Origin of the sequence: Prosthecochloris sp., assembly GCA_015482705.2 — a bacterium.
Classification (GTDB): Bacteria; Bacteroidota; Chlorobiia; order Chlorobiales; family Chlorobiaceae; genus Prosthecochloris.
In genome coordinates this window covers 40,049-60,118 of sequence record JADMLA020000041.1, presented here as the reverse complement: position 1 = coordinate 60,118, position 20,070 = coordinate 40,049, and the positions used below count along the sequence as shown (strand labels likewise).

13 protein-coding genes and 1 pseudogene are annotated in these 20,070 nt (G+C 46.7%); 7 read left to right on the top strand and 7 right to left on the bottom strand.

What is annotated here, in order from left to right; translation table 11 throughout:
- Nucleotides 1–248 (bottom strand): annotated as a pseudogene (locus QZ209_RS11790) (hypothetical protein); the annotation flags it as partial.
- A gap of 152 nt (nt 249–400) precedes the next feature.
- A complete protein-coding gene (gvpA, locus tag QZ209_RS11785) occupies nt 401–607 on the bottom strand; it encodes a gas vesicle structural protein GvpA (RefSeq protein WP_110022885.1) in 207 nt (68 codons plus the stop codon).
- A gap of 1,103 nt (nt 608–1,710) precedes the next feature.
- On the opposite strand from gvpA, the gene QZ209_RS11780 reads away from it, so the two are divergent.
- The 4 genes from QZ209_RS11780 to QZ209_RS11765 all read left to right on the top strand — a co-directional run bounded on the left by QZ209_RS11780 (nt 1,711) and on the right by QZ209_RS11765 (nt 6,045).
- Complete coding sequence (locus tag QZ209_RS11780) at nt 1,711–2,385, top strand: PAS domain-containing protein (protein ID WP_294348151.1); 675 nt, start codon at nt 1,711–1,713, stop codon at nt 2,383–2,385.
- Between the two features lie 288 nt (nt 2,386–2,673).
- Nucleotides 2,674–2,943 (top strand): hypothetical protein, encoded by a 270-nt coding sequence (locus tag QZ209_RS11775; protein WP_294348146.1) that lies wholly within the window; start codon nt 2,674–2,676, stop codon nt 2,941–2,943.
- 186 nt (nt 2,944–3,129) lie between these two features.
- Entirely contained in the window at nt 3,130–5,013 is a 1,884-nt protein-coding gene (locus QZ209_RS11770; protein WP_294348143.1) for a 2-oxoacid:acceptor oxidoreductase subunit alpha, read from the top strand.
- A 3-nt stretch (nt 5,014–5,016) separates the two neighbouring features.
- Entirely contained in the window at nt 5,017–6,045 is a 1,029-nt protein-coding gene (locus QZ209_RS11765; protein WP_294348137.1) for a 2-oxoacid:ferredoxin oxidoreductase subunit beta, read from the top strand.
- 521 nt (nt 6,046–6,566) lie between these two features.
- Here QZ209_RS11765 and QZ209_RS11760 read toward each other — a convergent pair.
- Both QZ209_RS11760 and QZ209_RS11755 read right to left on the bottom strand, forming a co-directional pair.
- Entirely contained in the window at nt 6,567–7,580 is a 1,014-nt protein-coding gene (locus tag QZ209_RS11760) for an acetyl-CoA carboxylase carboxyltransferase subunit alpha (protein ID WP_294348134.1), read from the bottom strand.
- A gap of 100 nt (nt 7,581–7,680) precedes the next feature.
- Nucleotides 7,681–7,953, bottom strand: coding sequence for an HU family DNA-binding protein (locus QZ209_RS11755; RefSeq protein ID WP_110022890.1), 273 nt, complete (start codon nt 7,951–7,953; stop codon nt 7,681–7,683).
- A gap of 282 nt (nt 7,954–8,235) precedes the next feature.
- Between QZ209_RS11755 and efp the strand changes: the two genes are divergently transcribed.
- The 3 genes from efp to accC all read left to right on the top strand — a co-directional run bounded on the left by efp (nt 8,236) and on the right by accC (nt 10,826).
- Entirely contained in the window at nt 8,236–8,802 is a 567-nt protein-coding gene (efp, locus tag QZ209_RS11750; RefSeq protein ID WP_294348131.1) for an elongation factor P, read from the top strand.
- A 43-nt stretch (nt 8,803–8,845) separates the two neighbouring features.
- The gene (gene accB / locus QZ209_RS11745; RefSeq protein WP_294348129.1) at nt 8,846–9,319 is read left to right on the top strand and encodes an acetyl-CoA carboxylase biotin carboxyl carrier protein; all 474 of its coding nucleotides are present in this window, start codon (nt 8,846–8,848) and stop codon (nt 9,317–9,319) included.
- 163 nt (nt 9,320–9,482) lie between these two features.
- Nucleotides 9,483–10,826: an acetyl-CoA carboxylase biotin carboxylase subunit gene (gene accC, locus QZ209_RS11740; RefSeq protein WP_294348127.1), complete on the top strand. Its 1,344-nt coding sequence runs from the start codon at nt 9,483–9,485 to the stop codon at nt 10,824–10,826.
- Between the two features lie 151 nt (nt 10,827–10,977).
- Here the strand turns inward: accC and rpoC are convergent, their stop codons facing one another.
- From rpoC to rplL, 3 genes are all read right to left on the bottom strand, one after another.
- Nucleotides 10,978–15,480: a DNA-directed RNA polymerase subunit beta' gene (gene rpoC / locus QZ209_RS11735; protein WP_294348126.1), complete on the bottom strand. Its 4,503-nt coding sequence runs from the start codon at nt 15,478–15,480 to the stop codon at nt 10,978–10,980.
- Between the two features lie 68 nt (nt 15,481–15,548).
- On the bottom strand, nt 15,549–19,457 hold the full coding sequence (gene rpoB / locus QZ209_RS11730) for a DNA-directed RNA polymerase subunit beta (RefSeq protein WP_294348123.1): 3,909 nt from the start codon (nt 19,455–19,457) through the stop codon (nt 15,549–15,551).
- A 203-nt stretch (nt 19,458–19,660) separates the two neighbouring features.
- On the bottom strand, nt 19,661–20,041 hold the full coding sequence (gene rplL, locus QZ209_RS11725; RefSeq protein ID WP_110022896.1) for a 50S ribosomal protein L7/L12: 381 nt from the start codon (nt 20,039–20,041) through the stop codon (nt 19,661–19,663).
- Between the last annotated feature and the right edge of the window lie 29 nt (nt 20,042–20,070).

The following is a 20,070-nucleotide window of genomic DNA, read 5'->3' as shown; positions in this document are numbered from 1 at the left end:
TCGAGAATACGGCTCATCATGTAATCGAAATCTTTTTTTCTCAGAGAGTCGTTGCTTGCCAACAAAGACTGTAACGCTATGACAATTTGCTCTCTTTCTTTTCGAGTGGTCGAGATTCCCTCTCCTAACTCGATAACCTGGGATGGTGCAGAAATAATCTGCTCGACAGTTCCAACGCTGTCTTCATAGACGGACAAAACCTCATCAACAGCTCCTCCCAACTCTTTTTGAAAAACCTTGATATCCATCACAAATAATTATTGTACAGCTAACTCTCATGGCAACACCATACTGCAAAACAAACAATCGAGATTTCACTGGAAACCTATACCTGTCTTTTCAACCTCAAGGATACGTTTGCAACAAAATCTCAACCCGAGCCCGGGTTATTTACAATGCATCAAGCGGCACGAGCTGTCAACCCGATTGCTTCAGCATATTTCAGGTATGTCTCTACGGAAGCAACGACGACTCTTGCTTCAACGGCGAGCAATTCGATACCGACGAGTGATACCCTTGCCCAAGCATCGATAACAATACCCTTGTCAAGGATACGGTCGACTACTTCAACGAGACTTGATGACCCCATGGTTTTTTCAACGGCCATAATTATATCTCCATTTTAGTTATTGTTTTCAAAAAAGCCCTCGAGCTTTCACCCGAGAGCACACCCCATCTATTCATTTCGCACCCACAAGAGATAACACCTGTTTATAGTATAGGTGTATAACAATGCCTGCAAAAATCACCTTTTCTTTCACAAAAAACCTTAACAACAAAAACAAATTTAGTATGCTATACAGGCCTCCAAAACACATTACCTATCCTCTAAAACCACAAAAACACGATTTGTTTATATAAATAACAGCACAATTTCTCATTGAGAGAAAAAAACCACTACCTTAAATCCAACAGTTGCACAAACGATTCCTCTCAAACACCAACGAACCTCTAACATCCTTATAGAAAGACTGTTACACCATATCGAACAATGTTCATTTTCAACCATTGCTTACCTGCTAATCAGTGAAAAATACTTACAACAAACAACATTTGTACTTTTTTGATATACAATACATATACACCAACAATAAACAACAGCACAAAACGTTTTCACATACGAATAAAAACCGGAACTTGTAACATATCTCAAAAATTTATCCTTATTTTCCTATAAAACATATAGGAAAGCCGCCCCGTAAATACGCTTATTTTGCGTGCAGTCACAACCAAAATACAACCCTATATCACCCTCAGAAACCCGTATTTGCATAATACAGAGCAAAAAACTATAGTCAGGAATGGGGATTACTGTAATTCGAAACAAGAACTCCTGTTATAGAGACAGACAGACCACACAAATCTTTTACGCATTAAATACCTCGATCACTCTCTATTATTCAACACAAACTTCGCAATTTGTTTCTGATTTATAGACCATCGAAAAGAAACAGAGCTCCTGGAGTAACACAAGTGGTATCACAACCGATAAACATCGGCATGAAAGAATCGAACCACTTTTTAAAGGAATAAAGATGAATCTCGCCAAAGGGCAGGAAAAACCTGCAAGAGAAATGAAACCTTCCGAAAACAAAAAACGCTTGTTATCACCTATAAACTGTGTAGGTAATAACAAGAACTTTCCCTGCTGAAGTTAGGCTACCAATAACACCGAAAGGAATTTGCACTTATAAAAGAAGGTGGTACATCATGAAAATCTACAAAGATTTTAATTACAGACTTCGGGAATATATCCTGAAGAAGCATGGCTCTATAAGCGCATTTTGTAGAGCAACGGGAATTAAATATCCGGCTCAAATGGGTCCGTATTTGAAGGGAAAAAGTATTCCAGGTAAAAAATTGCTGGCAAAGCTGGAAAAAGACGGCGCCGATATCGACTGGATCATGCACGGCAAGAGAAACACGCTGATCAGTGGTCTGGGCGCACACCTTATGACATCGAGCTATAAACTTGAAATGGAACGAATTATGAGAAGACTCCAACTTCTCTATCAACAGCTCGATGCCACACATTCCACACAATTCGATGCATATGCTGTTATAAACTGCAATCTTATTCTCGACGAATTCACACGATCGTTCGAAAAGTTTTTAGGATATAATAACAAAGCATTGCAAGGAATATATTTCCTGGATTTAATTCATCCCAACGAAAGGGCCTATGTACACAACTATGTTTTTATCGAAAAAGAAGAAAATTCAAAATGTGAATTATCGAGCAGATTCAAAAATGCAGATAATCATTATATCGAAGTGGAATGGAGCGCCTACGGAAATAATATAATGAAAGACTGTAAAGAACATAGAGAATATGTCATTGTGGCAAGAAAATCAATCAGTACAACAACAAACAAAGAGTTATAAAAGCAATAAAAAAACATATAAAAAAATCACCATATGCGTATTCTTTTATAATCTCAAGTAATATCGTTCATCCTCCATCATCCTCACTGCTGCCATGACACCCATACCGTCATAACCTTTCCGCTTACGATGACATTCTCGTAAAATCGATACCCTTCAGGTCTTCGAGCGACTGAAGCCGCTACTGAAAAGGGAATGTGCATATTCTTTATCGAAAAGATGTATATTGTTTCTTACCGCAGGGTGAGTGATTTTTTCAAATTCGTTCAATGCAAAGGGAGCACCGCTATGAGCTGGGGAATGGAAGACCCGAAAAAAAGAGAGGATATCCTCTACCTGATGGAGTTGTCCACAAAGAAAATGATGGAAAACCCCAACTATGTCAACGAGGTCAAAAAAAGCTCCAACGGTTGCTGGATGGAACAGATGTATGGCATTCAGCGGTGCGATATTTGTGATCTCGACGATAACTGCCCCGGCAAACTCGAAAAATTATGGCAGGAGTATTGCGAAGCAAACAACATCATCATCGAGAAAAACAGTGATGACAATCACTGAAAAACTTGTTTGATCTTTTTTTTAAAGCTATATTTTTAGCTTTGCTGAAAACCTGAAGAACAGGTTTTCAACCCTCCGTTAGTTTTTTTTCACCACTCGCCGATATCAAGCTCTGAAATGAAATGACTATTCATTGGCAGGGGTGAAATCGTATTTTTATTTTTTTTACAAGCAAGAACACCAACAATGAGTGACCAAATAATCCTAAACAATGAAAATATGGTAACATCTAAAACCAGTGTGTCGGTTCTTTTTGCCGGAGACTCCGGCGACGGCATGCAGCTTACTGGCACCCAGTTCGCAAATACTGTAGCTGTTTACGGTTCTGACCTCAATACATTCCCGAACTTTCCGTCAGAGATACGCGCCCCTGCCGGAACAATTTCAGGTGTTTCAGGTTTCCAGCTTCAGTTTGGAAGCAAAGCGGTTTACACGCCTGGTGCGAAGTTCGATGTCATGGTGGCAATGAACGCGGCCGCGTTGAAAGCAAATTTGAAAAACCTGCATCACGGCGGAATCATTCTTGCAAACACCGATGGATTCGATGCAAAAAACCTCAAACTTGCAGGTTACGGTGAAGAAAACAATCCGCTTGATGACGGTACACTCAAAGATTATACCGTATTTACAATACCGGTCGTGACTCTCACCCGGAAAGCTCTTGCCGATACCGGACTCAGTACGAAAAACATCGACCGCTGCAAAAATATGTTTGTACTGGGAACCCTCTACTGGCTCTACAGCCTTCCGATCGAAACAACGATTGAAACCCTCAGAACAAAGTTCAAGAAAAAAGCCGATGTTGCCGAAGCGAACATCAAGGCGGTCAAAGCCGGCTACAATTTCGGTGATGAAACGGAAATGTTTTCACAGCATGGCCGCTTTTCAGTCGATCCGGCAAACAAGAAACCGGGCATCTACCGCCGTGTCACCGGTAATGAGGCTTCGGCCATCGGCCTGACTGCGGCGGCAAAGAAAGCCGGTATAGAGCTGTTCCTCGGCTCCTATCCGATAACCCCTGCCTCGGAAATCCTGCAAACGCTTTCCGGCCTGAAAAAATGGGGAGTCAAAACATTCCAGGCGGAAGATGAAATAGCCGGTGTTCTAACCAGTATCGGCGCATCGTATGGAGGAGCTCTCGCAGCAACCAACACCTCCGGTCCGGGCCTCGCGCTCAAGGCAGAAGGTCTCGGTCTGGCCATGATTCTGGAAGTTCCTTTGGTCGTCGTCAACGTTCAGAGAGGGGGGCCCTCTACAGGTCTTCCTACGAAACCGGAGCAGTCCGACCTTTTCATAGCCATGTTTGGCCGTCATGGTGATGCACCGGTCCCGATTATCGCAGCTACATCTCCGGTCGACTGTTTCTACGCAGCCTATGAAGCAGCGAAAATCGCCGTTGAATACATGACTCCGGTCATTTGCCTTACCGATGGTTATCTCGCGCTCAGCTCCGAGCCCATGTTGATTCCTTCACCGGAAGATCTTGCTGAAATAACACCAAAGCTTGCCAAAGCACGAAATGAGGACGACCCGCCTTACCTCCCTTACAAACGTGATGACCGGGGTGTCCGTGAGTGGGCCATTCCCGGTACAAAGGGCCTTGAACACCGTATAGGCGGTCTTGAAAAACAGCACGAAACCGGCCATGTTTCACATGACCCGGAAAACCATGCTTTGATGACAAGACTGCGCGCCGAAAAAGTCGAACGCGTCATCGATCTCGTTCCTGACCAGACCATTGACAACGGCCCTGAAAACGGTGATCTCCTGGTTCTTGGCTGGGGCTCGACCTACGGAGCGATTAAAATCGCGGTTGAACAAGCACTTGCTGGAGGATGCAATGTTGCTCATGCCCATCTCCGCTACTTGAATCCGTTCCCGAAAAATCTTGGTCAGATTCTCGGCAACTATAAGAAGATTCTGATACCGGAAAACAACAACGGTCAACTTATCCACATTATCAGGGACAAGTTCCAGATAGAACCCATCGGCTTCAGCAAAGTGCAGGGTCTACCGTTCAACGAGATGGAAATCGAAGCAAAAATTACAGACATTTTAAAGGAGCTTTAAACTATGAGCGATACAAATACTCTATTGACGGCTAAAGATTTTACGTCAAGCCAGGAACCCAAGTGGTGTCCAGGATGTGGCGATCATGCTGTACTTCAGCAGCTCAAAAATGCGATGGCCGATCTGGGCCTAAAACCTGAAGAGGTAATCGTTGTATCAGGTATCGGCTGTTCTTCGAGGCTACCATACTATGTTTCGACCTATGGTGTCCACGGCATTCATGGCAGAGCCATGGCTATGGCATCAGGGCTCAAAACCGCACGTCCTGATCTGAGCGTTTGGGTAGCTACCGGTGATGGCGATGCTTTATCCATAGGCGGCAACCACTATATTCATACTGTCAGAAGAAACCTCGACATGAATGTCATCCTGTTCAACAACGAAATCTACGGACTGACGAAAGGACAGTACTCACCGACCTCGAAAGTCGGGCTTAAAACGGTCACCTCTCCCAATGGTGTCGTCGACTACCCGATGAACACGGCTGCCCTGACGCTTGGTTCGGGAGGAACGTTTGTAGCAAGAGTTCTTGATCGTGATGGCAAATTTATGCGCGAAGTATTCAAGCGAGCCGCACATCACAAAGGCACATCGGTTGTTGAAATCTACCAAAACTGCCCGATCTATAACGATGGTGCTTTTGCTGTGTTTACCGATAAGGAAAGAAAGGCCGATACGACCGTCTACCTCGAACAGGACAAGCCTCTTGTTTTCGGTGCACAGCAAGACAAAGGCATCAAACTTGACGGTTTCACACCTGTGATCGTAGACCTTACCGATTCATCGGTTTCGAAAGACGATCTGTGGATTCATGATGAAAAGGATAAACTGAAAGCGAACATTCTTGCCGGTTTCTTCGATGATCCGGATACAATGGAAAACTGCCTGCCCAGGCCAATCGGCATCTTTTATGTCGAAGATCGCTTTACCTATGAGAATGCTCTCGACGAACAGATTGCACAGGCACAATCAGGCGGGGAAGGAACTCTCGAGGAACTGCTTGCAGGGCCCAGCACCTGGACGATCAAATAATGATTATTATCCTCGGGCTTGCCCCGGGGATCCATCTTCCAATGAAAGTCAGTATGGATGCCGCATCAAGTGCGGCATGACTTTCTGCCGGAAATGTAGGCAACGGTGACTGATAGTCGTGAAGCAGTGCTTTTGAGACAGCTACCTTGTATGTTGAGCAGTCACTCGTTTTCAAAGCCTCTTTTCACGGGGCAATTTGGCATCTTTTCCCCTGTCGTCCTTGGGCTTGACTTCTCCCTCTCTCATCCTTGAACCTGCCCCGGAATCAAAAGTAATTCTATTTTTCTTTGTAAATGCACCACATCATGTTTGGTATGACGTTGGGGAATTTGGGTGCTGACTGACACAATCAAGAGGCTGCCTCGGTTCTGTTTCTGAGACGACCTTTTCTTCTTAGTTGAACTCTATTAATTGCCTGCTGAAGATTGCCACAAACATTCCTCGGCACACTGGCGTGGATGCCACAAGCCTCTTTCCTTTCTTCGAATTTTCCTTTTGATTTTTACCTTTCGACCTTTGACTTACACCTGTCCATCCTTATTCCATACCCCCATCCCTGCAAACTTATCGATTCTTTCATCAACGAGCTCTTCAGGTGTTCTTCCTTGTAGAAGTCGTAACTCATCAATAAGCACCGACTTGACTGTTTCCGCCATTTTTTCCGGATTATGGTGCGCTCCACCAAGCGGCTCGGGTATGATTCTATCAATAATCTTTTGTTCGAGAAGATCTTCAGCAGTCAGTTTCAGTGCTTCTGCCGCCTGTTCCTTGAACTTCCAGCTTCTCCATAGAATGGATGAACAGCTTTCCGGAGAAATAACCGAGTACCATGCATTTTCAGCCATCAGTATACGATCTCCAACACCAATACCTATTGCGCCACCGCTCGCCCCTTCCCCTATGATGACACAGATAATAGGGACACGCAGTCCGGCCATCTCGAATAAATTGCGGGCAATCGCCTCCGCCTGCCCCATTTCTTCAGCTTCGATACCAGGGTACGCCCCGGGAGTATCGATCAGGGTAACGACCGGTTTACCGAACTTTTCGGCAAGCTTCATCAACCTAAGAGCCTTGCGATACCCCTCTGGCTGAGCCATGCCGAAATTCCTGTACAGATTCGACTTTGTATCACGACCCTTTTGGTGCCCGATAACCATAACCGTCTGATTGAAGCCTGACTCCTCCTCCTCTATCCTGGCAAATCCCCCGACAATCGCTTTGTCATCACGGTAATGCCTGTCACCGGCGAGTTCTACAAAGTCCTGCGTCATCATGTAGATATAATCCAGGGTATACGGTCGTTCCGGATGACGCGCCAGCTGCACCTTCTGCCACCTTGTAAGGTTCTGGTAGATCGAAAGCCTGAGGGCATCAACTTTTGATTCAAGAACCTCTATCTCACGATTCAGCCCTTCCGTCTCAACAAGATTATGCTCACCTGAACTTTTTTTCAAACACACCCGCATCTCGTGAAGCTTCTCTTCGAGCTCGAACAGTGGCTTCTCAAAATCAAGAACTACTTTTGTTGCCATAAAATCAGATGCCTTTTTTATAAAAAAAGCCCATCGAGCACTCGCCGGATGGACTTGAAGAAACAGAAAAAAAGAAAGGATACATAGAAAAAAGGACCTCTCAGGCCACCTCTTCTTTCAATGCCTTGCCAGGCTTGAATTTCACAACTTTTTTCGCTGCGATGGTAATTGTCTCGCCTGTCTGAGGATTTCGTCCCTGCCGTTCGGCTCTTTCACCTGTGGAAAAAGTCCCGAAACCAACAAGCGTGATATCATCACCTGCTTTAAGACCAGCTGTCACAACATTCACAAAGGCGTTCACAGCCCTTTCCGCGTCGGCTTTGGTTAACCCTGCCTGGGATGCGATCTTTTCAACTAACTCAGCTTTAGACATAGGATAATTTTTTTGTTGTTGGAGTCAATAACCACCAGATTAACTGTAAACTGCATTAAAATTAATGTAACCAGTCTGTTACAAACTTGCAATCTGTTTTTCCGTCGGCATCGGAGCACCATTTTCACCGCTCCCTGCCATGAACAATTGCTCGAATATCGACTGTGGCAATTAAAAACGCTCAACTTAGGAGATTGTTAATCACATTGCGCTGTATTATATTAAACTCTTCGCCGAACAGCAAGCCATAAGGCACAGAACATTTGTTTATTTTCGCTTCATATGACATCAATCAGTAACGTATCGAAAGGCTCGATCATCCGTTTTCGGGGTGAGCCGCATCGTATAGAAAGTCTGGTACACCGGACCCCCGGCAATCTGAGAGCATTTTACCAAGCCGGTATGAAAAACCTCAATACCGGACGCAATGTCGAATACCGTTTCAGCGCAAATGAATCAGTCGATGTCGTTCAGACTGAACGGAAACAGTACCAGTACCTCTATCGGGATGGAGAAGATTTTGTGATGATGGATTCCGAAACCTTCGACCAGATCAACATTGCGAAGGAAATTATCGGTACACCGGCAAGCTTTCTCAAGGAAGGAATGCTTGTCGATATCGTCTTTGCGGATGATGGATCGATCATCGAAGCAGAACTGCCTATATTTGTCGAGCTCGAAATAACCGAAACAAGTCCTGCGACAAAAGATGACCGGGCCACGAGCGGAACAAAGCCTGCGATTCTTGAAACCGGAACGGAAGTCAACGTCCCCATGTTCATCCAGACCGGCAGCGTTATCCGTGTCGATACTCGTAGCGGAGAATACATGGAAAGGGTAAAAAAATAACCCCACCCCTATACGATCTGCACCAAACTTAAAGCATGAAATCATGAACCTGAAAGAAATTCAGCAGCTTATCGATATGATCAATAACTCGGATCTCGATGAAGCGACTATCGAAGAAGGTGATTTTAAAATCACCCTTAAAAGATCTTCTGCGAACCCTGTTCCCAACAACAGCCAGTTAGTTTCGACGCATGCTGTCACTCAGGCAGTTTCCGAACCCCAGCCTGTCATAGAATCTCAGGTAAAAGAGCCAGAGCCATCAAAACCGATGAACGAAGGTTTGATAGAAATCCGTTCACCTATTGTCGGAACCTTCTACAGAGCACCATCTCCGGAAGCCGATGCTTTCGTCAATGTCAATGACCGTATTGAAAATGGTCAGGTACTTTGTATTATCGAGGCCATGAAACTCATGAACGAAATCGAGTCTGATTTTGCAGGATCCATTGTTGAAATCCTTGTGGACAATGGCCAGCCCGTTGAATATGACCAGGTACTTTTCCTCATCAAACCTTGAAAAAACCTTGACCGGGAAATCAATCGCATTGTTTTCAAACTCATAGAGTGGCAAGAGGGAATAACAAAGTCAACAAGGTTACCGGCAGCGGTTTCCGTCACACGTCACTGTCAAAAAAATAACCGAGCAATCGATCATTATCAAGTCCAAACAAAACAGAACGTTGTTTAAAAAAATACTTATTGCCAATCGTGGAGAAATCGCGTTACGGGTCATGCAAACCTGCCGCGAATTGGGAATCAGCACCGTCGGCGTATACTCTACAGCCGATAAGGATTCACTACACGTCAGATATGCAGACGAAGCGGTATGCATAGGTCCCCCTCCCGGGAAAGACAGTTATTTGAATATCTCCCGTATTTTAGCTGCAGCTGAAATCACCAATGCCGACGCGATACATCCGGGTTACGGTTTTCTGGCAGAAAATGCAGACTTTGCTGAAGTATGCTGCTCCTCCGGCTTCAAATTCATTGGCCCACACGCTGAAATGATCCGCAAAATGGGCGACAAGAATACGGCGAGAGAAACGGTCGTTGCTGCCGGTGTACCTGTAGTTCCGGGCAGCGACGGGTTGGTTTCAAACGTCAAGGAAGCGGTAGATATCGCAGAAAAAATCGGATACCCTGTTATCATCAAACCAACTGCCGGCGGTGGCGGGAAAGGGATGAGAGTCGTGAATGAAACTTCACAGCTCGAGAATGCCCTTGCCACAGCCCAGAACGAAGCACAACAGGCTTTCGGAAACAGCGGGGTTTACATCGAAAAGTTCATTGAAAATCCCCGCCACGTCGAAATACAGGTTCTCGCTGATCAGCACGGTAACACCATACACCTTGGAGAACGTGACTGTACGATACAGCGTCGCCATCAAAAACTTATCGAAGAAACACCTTCTCCAGTTGTCGATAGCGAACTTCGGACAAAAATGGGTAACGCTGCCGTGGCAGCCGCTGCTGCCATCAGCTACGAGGGAGCCGGCACCATCGAGTTTCTTCTGGACAGTGACCGGAATTTCTACTTCATGGAAATGAATACCCGCATTCAGGTCGAGCATCCCGTCACGGAAGAGCGATACGATGTCGATCTGGTAAGGCAGCAGATTCTCGTCGCTTCAGGTGAAAACATCGAAAACCGCTCCTACACTCCTAAAGGACATTCCATTGAATGTCGAATCAACGCTGAAGATCCTAAACACGGTTTTCGCCCTTCTCCGGGAGAACTAAAGGTATTCCATACCCCTGGCGGCCACGGCGTACGCGTCGATACCCACGGTTACGCAAGTTACAAAGTCCCTCCCCACTATGATTCGCTGATAGCAAAGCTCATAGTCCATGCAGACACGAGAGAAGAAGCCATTGATAGAATGCAGCGTGCTCTCGATGAATTTATCGTTACCGGTATCAAGACAACGATCCCATTCCATAAGCAACTCCTCACGACCAGCGCATTCAAGAGCGGTGAATTCGATACCGGATTTCTCGAAAACTCCGGGTTTACGGTTTCATAGTCGTACCCGCGGTCCATGTATCTGAACTACTGACTGAATAGTACCAGCTAACAATAAAAGAGGCTGCCTGTAAAGGGCAGCCTCTTTTATTGTAGATTTTGGAGAGCAGAGCACTTTCCGTTCTATTACTCATACACTGTGTGGCATAGAACTATTCAGTCTCTTCTTCGATAACCGGTCCTTCCAGTTCAACATCATCGTTCTCAAAAGCATCGGTGATGTCTTCTCCGTTTTCCGGAAACGCAAGGTCCAGCTTACGATACTTTTTCAACCCTGTACCGGCAGGAATGAGCTTACCGACAATGACGTTTTCCTTCAGCCCGGCCAGATTGTCGATCTTACCGGCTACTGCTGCATCGGTGAGAACCTTCGTGGTTTCCTGGAAAGAAGCAGCGGAAATAACGCTTTCAGTCTGCAAGGCTGCACTTGTGATACCGAGCAGAACCGGATGAGATGTCGCCTGCAGTGCTGGTTCGATGACAATCAATTGTTTGCTGTTTCGACGAAGCTCCCTGTTAATCTTGGTTATATCACGCATTTTATACAGATGACCTCCCTGAATTCTCGGTGGGGCATCTCCCCTTTCCGTCACCCGTACTTTTTCGGCAACATCTCTGTTGGCTTCGATGAACACTGTTCTATCGATAAGATCACCCGGCAACAGTTCGGTATCTCCCGGCTCTTCAACCCTCACCTTCTGCAACATCTGGCGAACGATCACTTCAAGATGTTTGTCATTGATTTCAACACCGGCGTTGATCTGATAAACCTTCTGAATTTCATTTACCAAATATTGCTGCACAGCATTCGGCCCCTGAATTCTCAGAATATCCTGTGGAGATACTGCACCGTCGGTAAGAGGCTCTCCGGCATTGACCTCGTCCCCTTCGTTGGCGAGAACATGCTTACCAACCTGTACGTAATAATTCTTTTCCTCTCCAAACTCGTTTTTAACCTTGATCTCCTTACTGCTTCTGCGTTGCGGCCCGAAACTGACGTAGCCGTCAATCTCGGATACAATAGCCGGATCCGATGGAATGCGAGCTTCGAAGAGTTCGGTGACTTTCGGAAGACCAGCGGTAATATCACCACCGACCCGGTCAAGATTTCTCGGAACTTTGGCCATGACATCGCCAACTTTAACCACTCTGCCATCCTCGACAAAGAGGTTCGACTTGATTGGCACAGGATAGGTCTTGAGAATCTCTCCTGTTTCGCTGACGAGCAAAATCCTTGGCTCTCTTGTTTCTGAAGCCCGTAGCTTGGTACGCCAGTTGATAATCACATGTTGTACGTAACCGGTCTGAGGATCAACCTCTTCCTTGTAGGTTACGCCTTTTTCGATATCGGCGAATTTTACCTGTCCCTCGATTTCAGCGATAATTTGTGTACTGTTGGGTTCACTGCTGAAAAGGACATCATCCTTTTTGACAAGGTCGCCGTTTTGTGATGCAAGATGTGCACCGTGAGGCACTTCATAACGTTTCAGTATTTTTCCTGAATCAGGATCGACAATGTTGATTTTTCCATTTTTCTGGATTACCAGAACCTGGGTTTCTGGCACACCGTCCTCATTGATGGTTTCCTGCTCGACACTTCTGATACTCTCGAACTCGACCTGACCCTCACAGGAAGACTTGGTCTCGGTTTCCGCGATACCGCCCTGTGCCGTTCCGCCCTGATGGAAAGTACGAAGAGTAAGCTGGGTACCCGGCTCACCGATGGATTGTGCGGCGATGACACCGACAGCCTCACCGATTTCGACAAGCTTGTGTACCGCAAGGTTGGTGCCGTAACATTTGGAGCATATTCCCTGTTTGGCTTCACAAGTCAGCACCGACCGGATATCTGCCTCGATCACACCGACATTTTTCTGAATGGCATCGGCAATCTCATCCGTGATGATACCCCCTGCCGGAACAACGATTTCATCGGCAAGCGCGTCGATGATATCCCGGGAAGCGACACGTCCCCGAATTTTTTCGCTGAATTTGATCTGGCCACCCGTCTCTTCTTCAATACCACGCTCTACATGAATTCCCCTTGTCGTACCGCAATCCTCTTCGGTAACGATGACATCCTGTGCAACATCGTGCAGTCGCCTTGTCAGGTAACCGGCATCAGCGGTTTTAAGCGATGTATCGGACAAACCTTTACGGGCACCGTGTGTCGAAACAAAATACTCGAGAACGGTCAACCCCTCTTTAAGGTTTGAAATAATCGGATTTTCAATAATCTCGCCTGGCTGTCCCGACATGGACTTCTGCGGACGGGCAATAAGCCCTCTCATACCGGTAAGCTGTCGGACCTGTTCTCTCGAACCTCGAGCGCCGGAATCAAGCATCATGAAGAGCGGATTGAAACCTGCGCGGTCTTTGCGAAGCTTCTGATATGATTCCTCGGCAACAAGGTTCGTCACTTTCTGCCAAACATCGACGATCTGGTTATACCGTTCGTTTTCCGTCAGCGTCCCTCTGTTGTACTCTCTGACAATCTTGTTACTTTCCCTTGTCGCTTTTTTAATATGCTGGATCTTGGCTTCGGGAATGATCGCATCGGCAAGCCCGATGGAAAGACCGCCTTTCATGGCGTAATGGAAGCCAACCTCCTTGATGTTATCGAGGAACTCCGCCGCTGCAACATTACCTACCTCTCCGGAAAGCTTGGAGATAAGCTCCTTCGCCCCTTTCTTATCGATAACCTTGTTGATGAACCCGATTTTTTCCGGCACGTTTTGGTTGAAGATCACACGGCCAACGGTCGTCACAAGGATTCTGTTTTCTTCTATTTCCTTTTTCAGCCACTCTTTCTGCTCGACATTCTCTTCCGGAATGATATCGAGCATTCGTAAAGGATCGAATTTCTGTTCGATGTTACCGCTGTATTTGACAAAGACAAGTGCATGAAGACCGATACGTTCCTCATTGTAAGCAATCATGACCTCCTCGGTACCATAAAAGAGCTGCCCCTGACCTTTTTCTCCAAGCCTGGATTTCGTCAGGTAGTACATACCGAGAACCATATCCTGTGAAGGAACGGTAACGGGCTTACCCGACTGCGGCAGGATGAGGTTATGCGACGAAAGCATCAATAGAGTAGCCTCGAGTTGCGCTTCCTGTGACAGCGGAACATGTACCGCCATCTGATCGCCATCGAAGTCTGCATTGAACGCAGTACAAACCAAAGGATGAATCTGAATTGCCTTGCCCTCGATCAGGACCGGCTGAAAAGCCTGGATGCCGAGGCGATGCAACGTCGGTGCACGGTTAAGGAGCACCGGTCGGCCGTCGATCACTTTTTCCAGAACATCCCATACAACCGGATCTTTTTTGTCGATCAACTTCTTGGCAGATTTTACCGACTTTGCAATACCGCGCTCGACAAGGCGCCTGATCACAAACGGCTGGAACAGTTCGATCGCCATACTTTTCGGCAATCCGCATTCATGTAATTTCAGCTCGGGTCCGACAACGATAACCGACCTGCCGGAGTAATCGACACGCTTACCGAGCAGATTTTGACGAAAACGGCCTTGTTTCCCTTTCAATGCATCGGAAAGGGATTTCAGCGGTCTGTTGGATTCACCTGTTTTAACCGCATTTGCTTTGCGGGAATTATCAAACAGCGCATCGACCGCTTCCTGCAACATTCTTTTTTCGTTGCGCAGAATCACTTCAGGTGCGCGAATATCGATCAATTTCTTCAAGCGGTTGTTGCGAATGATGACCCTGCGGTAAAGATCATTCAGGTCGGAAGTGGCGAATCGTCCACCTTCGAGAGGAACAAGAGGGCGAAGTTCAGGAGGAATGACCGGGATAACCTCCATGACCATGTATTCGGGTTTATTACCCTCATAAACATATGGTTCCGGTGCTTCGTCTTCAGGAAACAGCCCTGTTGACTTTTTCCTCGACTTCTTTACCGGTTCGTAACTTTTCCGGAAAGCCTCGACAACTTTCAGACGTTTCAGCGCATCTGCTTTTTTCTGCTCCGAACCACTTTCACGGAGTATCTTTCGCAGTTCGACAGCCTGAGAATCCAGATCGAGCCCCTTGAGCAGCGTGTGAATCGCTTCACCGCCCATCTTCGCAACAAACTTTGCCGGATCGTTATCGTCGAGATCCTGATTATCCTCGTATTCGGTTATAATCTGGAAATACTGCTCCTCCGTCAAACGATCGAGCTTTTTGATCCCCTGCTTTTCTCCCGGTTCCCCAGGGTTGATAACAACATAAACTTCATAGTATATTATACGCTCGAGTTCCTTGGTGGAAAGGTCGAGCAATGCCCCTATCTTGCTGGGGACAGAACGGAAAAACCATGTGTGCACAACTGGAACCGCCAGTGAGATGTGTCCCATGCGTTCGCGCCGAACGCTTTTCATGGTTACTTCCACACCGCAGCGGTCACAGATAATACCTTTGTACCTGACACGTTTATACTTGCCGCAATAGCATTCCCAGTCTTTTGTCGGACCGAAAATTTTCTCACACATCAGTCCGTCTCTTTCAGGCTTGAACGTGCGATAGTTTATTGTTTCGGGTTTGAGTACCTCACCTCTTGAATGTGCGAGAATGCTTTCAGGAGATGCGATGCTGAATTTTATCTTTGAAAAATCACCTTTTATCGGTGAAGCTCCCTGTGAAAAAATCATAGTAAATGTCCCTGTTAAAACAACCGTTTAGAAATCCCGGAAAGTACCACGTTACAACAATCCCTGCCCTACGGCACCTTGTTGTCAATACGTATTTCAAGTCCAAGACCCTGTAACTCCCGAACCAGCACATTGAACGATTCCGGTGTTCCGGGATCGGGCAGGTTCTGGCCCTTCACAATCGATTCATACGTTTTATTTCGTCCTACAACATCATCCGATTTAACGGTAAGCATCTCTCTGAGAATGTTGGCCGCCCCATATGCTTCTAGCGCCCAGACCTCCATCTCACCGAACCTCTGTCCTCCAAACTGGGCTTTACCGCCAAGAGGCTGCTGTGTTATAAGCGAGTATGGACCAGTGGAACGAGCATGGATCTTGTCATCGACAAGGTGACTGAGTTTCAGCATGTAGATATAGCCAACCGTCACTTCATCATCGAATGGCTCACCTGTCCTGCCATCGTACAACCTGACTTTACCATGCTTTGGCAGTCCTGCCCTTTCAAGCTGCTGCTCAACCTCTTCGTAGGTCGCGCCATCGAAAATAGGGGTTTTGAACTGCACACCAAGCTGCTTTCCGGCCCATCCGAGCGATGTTTCATAGAGCTGCCCGATATTCATACGGCTGGGAACGCCAAGAGGATTCAGCACAATATCAACCGGAGTTCCATTAGCCATGAACGGCATATCCTCGATCGGTAATATTTTACCGACAACACCCTTGTTACCATGACGTCCTGCCATTTTATCGCCTACCTGAATCTTTCTTTTCTGCGCGATGTACACTTTGGCAAGCTCTTCGATACCCGGAGGAAGCTCGTCACCGATATTGAGCTTGTATTTTTCGTTTTCTCGTTCATCCGAAAGGTCCTTGAGCATGAGGCGATACTCCCTGCACAACCTGAGTAGACTTTCGTTCGCTTTCTCCTCTTTTACAACACCTTTCGAAAGATCCAGAGATTCCAGGAAACCAAGACCGGCAAACTTACCGAGCAATTCTTCATCGAGAACTGTCCCTGCCGCGATCAGCTCTTTACCTTTTTGATTGTATATCCCGGTGCTTTTCTTCCCTTCGAAAAGCTCTTTCATCCATTTTTTGAAACGACTTCGAAGATCGGACTCCTTACGATCATACAAGGCATCGATCACTTCCTGCTGTTCCCTGATATCCAGACCGACCTTTTTCTTACGGCTGAACAGTTTTGTTTTGATCACGATGCCTTTCATCCCTGCCGGGACATGCATCGACGCATCCTTTACATCGCTGGACTTGTCACCAAAAATCGCACGAAGAAGTTTTTCCTCGGGCGTCGGATCGCTTTCTCCTTTCGGTGTTATTTTTCCGACAAGAATATCACGTTCCTTGACCTCGGCACCGATTCGAATGATACCGTTCTCATCGAGGTTACGCAGCGCTTCTTCGCTGACATTGTAAATGTCGCGGGTAAACTGTTCCTCACCGCGCTTCGTATCTCGAACGTTTGCCTCGAACTCATGGATGTGAATCGAAGTAAAGACATCATCATAGACCAACCGCTCACTCAGAACAATAGCATCCTCGAAATTATAACCTCTCCATGGCATGAACGCGACAAGCACGTTCTTACCCAACGCCAGTTCGCCGTTTTCAGTGGAAGGGCCATCGGCCAACACATCTCCTTTTTCGACAACCTGACCATTCTTCACAACGGGTTTCTGGGTTATGCAGGTGTCCTGGTTCGACCGCTTGAATTTGATCAATTCATAGGTTTTGACTCCCTCATCAGGGTCGAGCATGATCATTCTGTTTTCATCATCGCTGTCCATCTCGTAGCGAATACGGATACTTTCGGAAGTAACCGACTCGACAACACCTGCCCCTTCGGCGAGAACGACGGCTCGGGAATCACGTGCAACCTTTGCCTCCATGCCGGTTCCAACAACAGGGGCATCTGCCACGAGTAGAGGAACAGCCTGACGCTGCATGTTGGCTCCCATGAGAGCACGGTTACCGTCATCATGCTCGAGGAACGGTATAAGAGCCGCTGCCGCGCTGACGATCTGAATTGGAGAGACATCCATGTAATCGACCTCTTCGGCCGTTACAACCGGATAGTCACCCTTTGTCCTAGCCTGAACGGTTTCGGAATCTATTTTCCTTTTTTCATCCAGCGGAACGTTCACCGGAACGGTAATCTTGTTCTCTTCATCCTCGGCAGAAAGCATCAGTACCTCATCCGTAACGACACCATCCTCAACAACACGGTAAGGTGTCTGGATGAATCCTTTGTCATTGATTTCGGCGTAAACCGACAATGAAGAGATCAAACCGATGTTCGGACCCTCAGGGGTTTCGATCGGGCAGAGACGTCCATAGTGCGTGTAATGTACGTCACGAACCTCAAATCCTGCACGCTCTCTTGTAAGCCCTCCAGGACCGAGAGCGGACACCCTTCGCTTGTTGGTCATCTCAGCCAGCGGATTTGTCTGATCCATAAACTGAGAAAGCTGGCTTGTTGCAAAAAAGCTCGAAACCACGCTCGATACCGTACGGGCATTGATAAGGTCTGCCGGTGCAATCTTGTCGGTGTCCCTCGAGTTGAGTTTTTCACGAACGTTTTTTCCCATTCTGGCAAGCCCGACAACAAACTGAGCGGCAAGCTGCTCGCCAACGGTCCGAACCCTTCTGTTTGCAAGATGGTCCACGTCGTCAACCTCGGCCTGCCCGTTGACAAGCTTGATCAGATAGTTGATAACGGCAATAATATCATAGTGTGTCAACACCATGATCTCATCACCTATCGGCTCGTCCGAATATGATTGAATCGTCTGGAGAATTTTTTCGTAGATTCCATCCGAAAGAGCCTTCAGCTCGGGATCACCCTCGAGGAATGCTTTAAAGGCATCATGCTCTCTGCCGAGCTTTTTATCGATCCTGTAGCGCCCGACATCTCCCAGATCATATTTTTTCTGATTGAAAAATGTTCTTTCCAGAAAACTCCTGGCTGCATCGATATCCGGAGCCTCGTTTGCCCGCAGCTCTTCATAAACAATTTCAAGTGCTTCTTCCTCGGTAGCAGAACTGTCGTTGAGAATGGTGTTGGTAACTACCGATTTATCCAGTCCCTTTTCGCCGGCACCGGTTTTCATGATCCTGACAGTCTTGTATCCCGCCGCAGTGATCTGATCGAGAATATCTTCTGTAATGGATGTCCGGGCACTGACCACTTCACCGGTCTGCATATCGATAATATCCGATGCAAGGTTTTTACCGATGAGATAATCCTTCTTGCTTGCCTTGACCGGAACCTCCTCGACGAGATCGAAGAGGCTTAGGATATCCTCATCTTTCGTAAATCCTATCGCCCTGAGCAACGCACTGACCAGGAAATTCTTTTTCTGGTCTATATAGACGTATATCTGATTATTGATATCGGTCTGAAACTCTATCCACGACCCTCTGGTCGGCACAATTTTGGCCGAGTACATCTTTTTGCCGTTCGGATGTACAGCTTCGCTGAACACAACACCAGGAGAGCGGTGCAGCTGGGCGACGACAACACGCTCCGCACCGTTGACAATAAATGTACCTCGGTCGGTCATATAAGGTATTCGACCAAGATACACCTCCTGCTGGATGGTCTCTTTCCAGTCCGACTCATCGGGCTCGTCTTTATACGACAGCTTGAGCTTGACCTTGAGCGAAACATCAAAGGTCAGCCCTCTCTCGATACACTCCTCTACTGTATATTTCGGTTTGTCAAACGTATATGATATATATTCAAGTAAATACAGGCCGCGGGTATCCGTGATCGGAAAAGCGCTGCGAAGAACCTTTTCAAGACCTTGATCTTTACGTTTGGCAAGGGGAACGCTGTCCTGAATAAACCTCTTGAATGAATCTAACTGAACTTGTAATAAATCAGGAGGATTGACAATACTCTGGATCTTTGAAAAGGCAATACACTCTTTCTGTGTTTTATCAGCCACTTTCACTTGCACCTCACTTTTATCGATTGCAGGAAGTACTTCTCTTTCTCTTCATTGAATCAAAACACAACAGCCGTTCACAGCAGATACGCATTACTGGTATTGAACACCGTATTTGCGGAACGAAACCTCTAAACTCTTACAAACAGGCAAAGCTCCGCCTCATGCTGAAACGGAGCTTATGATCATAATCGACGCCCGAAAAAATGTCACTTGAGCTCAACTTCCGCGCCTGCGTCCTTGAGTTCTTTAGCGATTTTTTCGGCCTCTTCCTTACTGACAGCCTCTTTAACGACTTTCGGTGCACCGTCAACCATCTCTTTCGCCTCTTTGAGACCCAGACCGGTAATGGAACGGACAACTTTGATAACGTTGATTTTGTTACCACCGATGGCCTTGAGTTCGACGTCAAACTCGGTTTTTTCTTCCTGAGCTGCCGCTTCACCTGCGGGAGCAGCCGCTACACCACCGGCAACAACAGCCGGAGCAGCACTCACACCGAACTTCTCTTCCAGGGCTTTCACCAGCTCGGAAGCTTCGGTAAGCGACAACTTACCAATTTCCTCTACAAGTGTGTCAATAGATGCCATTATCTTCCTCTCTTGTTTTTATTTATTGT

What these genes read in the sequence shown, in the direction of transcription:
- gvpA (WP_110022885.1), bottom strand. Translation starts at nt 607, where the DNA reads ATGGCCGTTGAAAAAACCATGGGGTCATCAAGTCTCGTTGAAGTAGTC.
- QZ209_RS11765 (WP_294348137.1), top strand. Translation starts at nt 5,017, where the DNA reads ATGAGCGATACAAATACTCTATTGACGGCTAAAGATTTTACGTCAAGC.
- QZ209_RS11775 (WP_294348146.1), top strand. Translation starts at nt 2,674, where the DNA reads ATGAGCTGGGGAATGGAAGACCCGAAAAAAAGAGAGGATATCCTCTAC.
- efp (WP_294348131.1), top strand. Translation starts at nt 8,236, where the DNA reads ATGACATCAATCAGTAACGTATCGAAAGGCTCGATCATCCGTTTTCGG.
- rpoC (WP_294348126.1), bottom strand. Translation starts at nt 15,480, where the DNA reads ATGATTTTTTCACAGGGAGCTTCACCGATAAAAGGTGATTTTTCAAAG.
- QZ209_RS11780 (WP_294348151.1), top strand. Translation starts at nt 1,711, where the DNA reads ATGAAAATCTACAAAGATTTTAATTACAGACTTCGGGAATATATCCTG.
- accB (WP_294348129.1), top strand. Translation starts at nt 8,846, where the DNA reads ATGAACCTGAAAGAAATTCAGCAGCTTATCGATATGATCAATAACTCG.
- rplL (WP_110022896.1), bottom strand. Translation starts at nt 20,041, where the DNA reads ATGGCATCTATTGACACACTTGTAGAGGAAATTGGTAAGTTGTCGCTT.
- QZ209_RS11755 (WP_110022890.1), bottom strand. Translation starts at nt 7,953, where the DNA reads ATGTCTAAAGCTGAGTTAGTTGAAAAGATCGCATCCCAGGCAGGGTTA.
- QZ209_RS11770 (WP_294348143.1), top strand. Translation starts at nt 3,130, where the DNA reads ATGAGTGACCAAATAATCCTAAACAATGAAAATATGGTAACATCTAAA.
- QZ209_RS11760 (WP_294348134.1), bottom strand. Translation starts at nt 7,580, where the DNA reads ATGGCAACAAAAGTAGTTCTTGATTTTGAGAAGCCACTGTTCGAGCTC.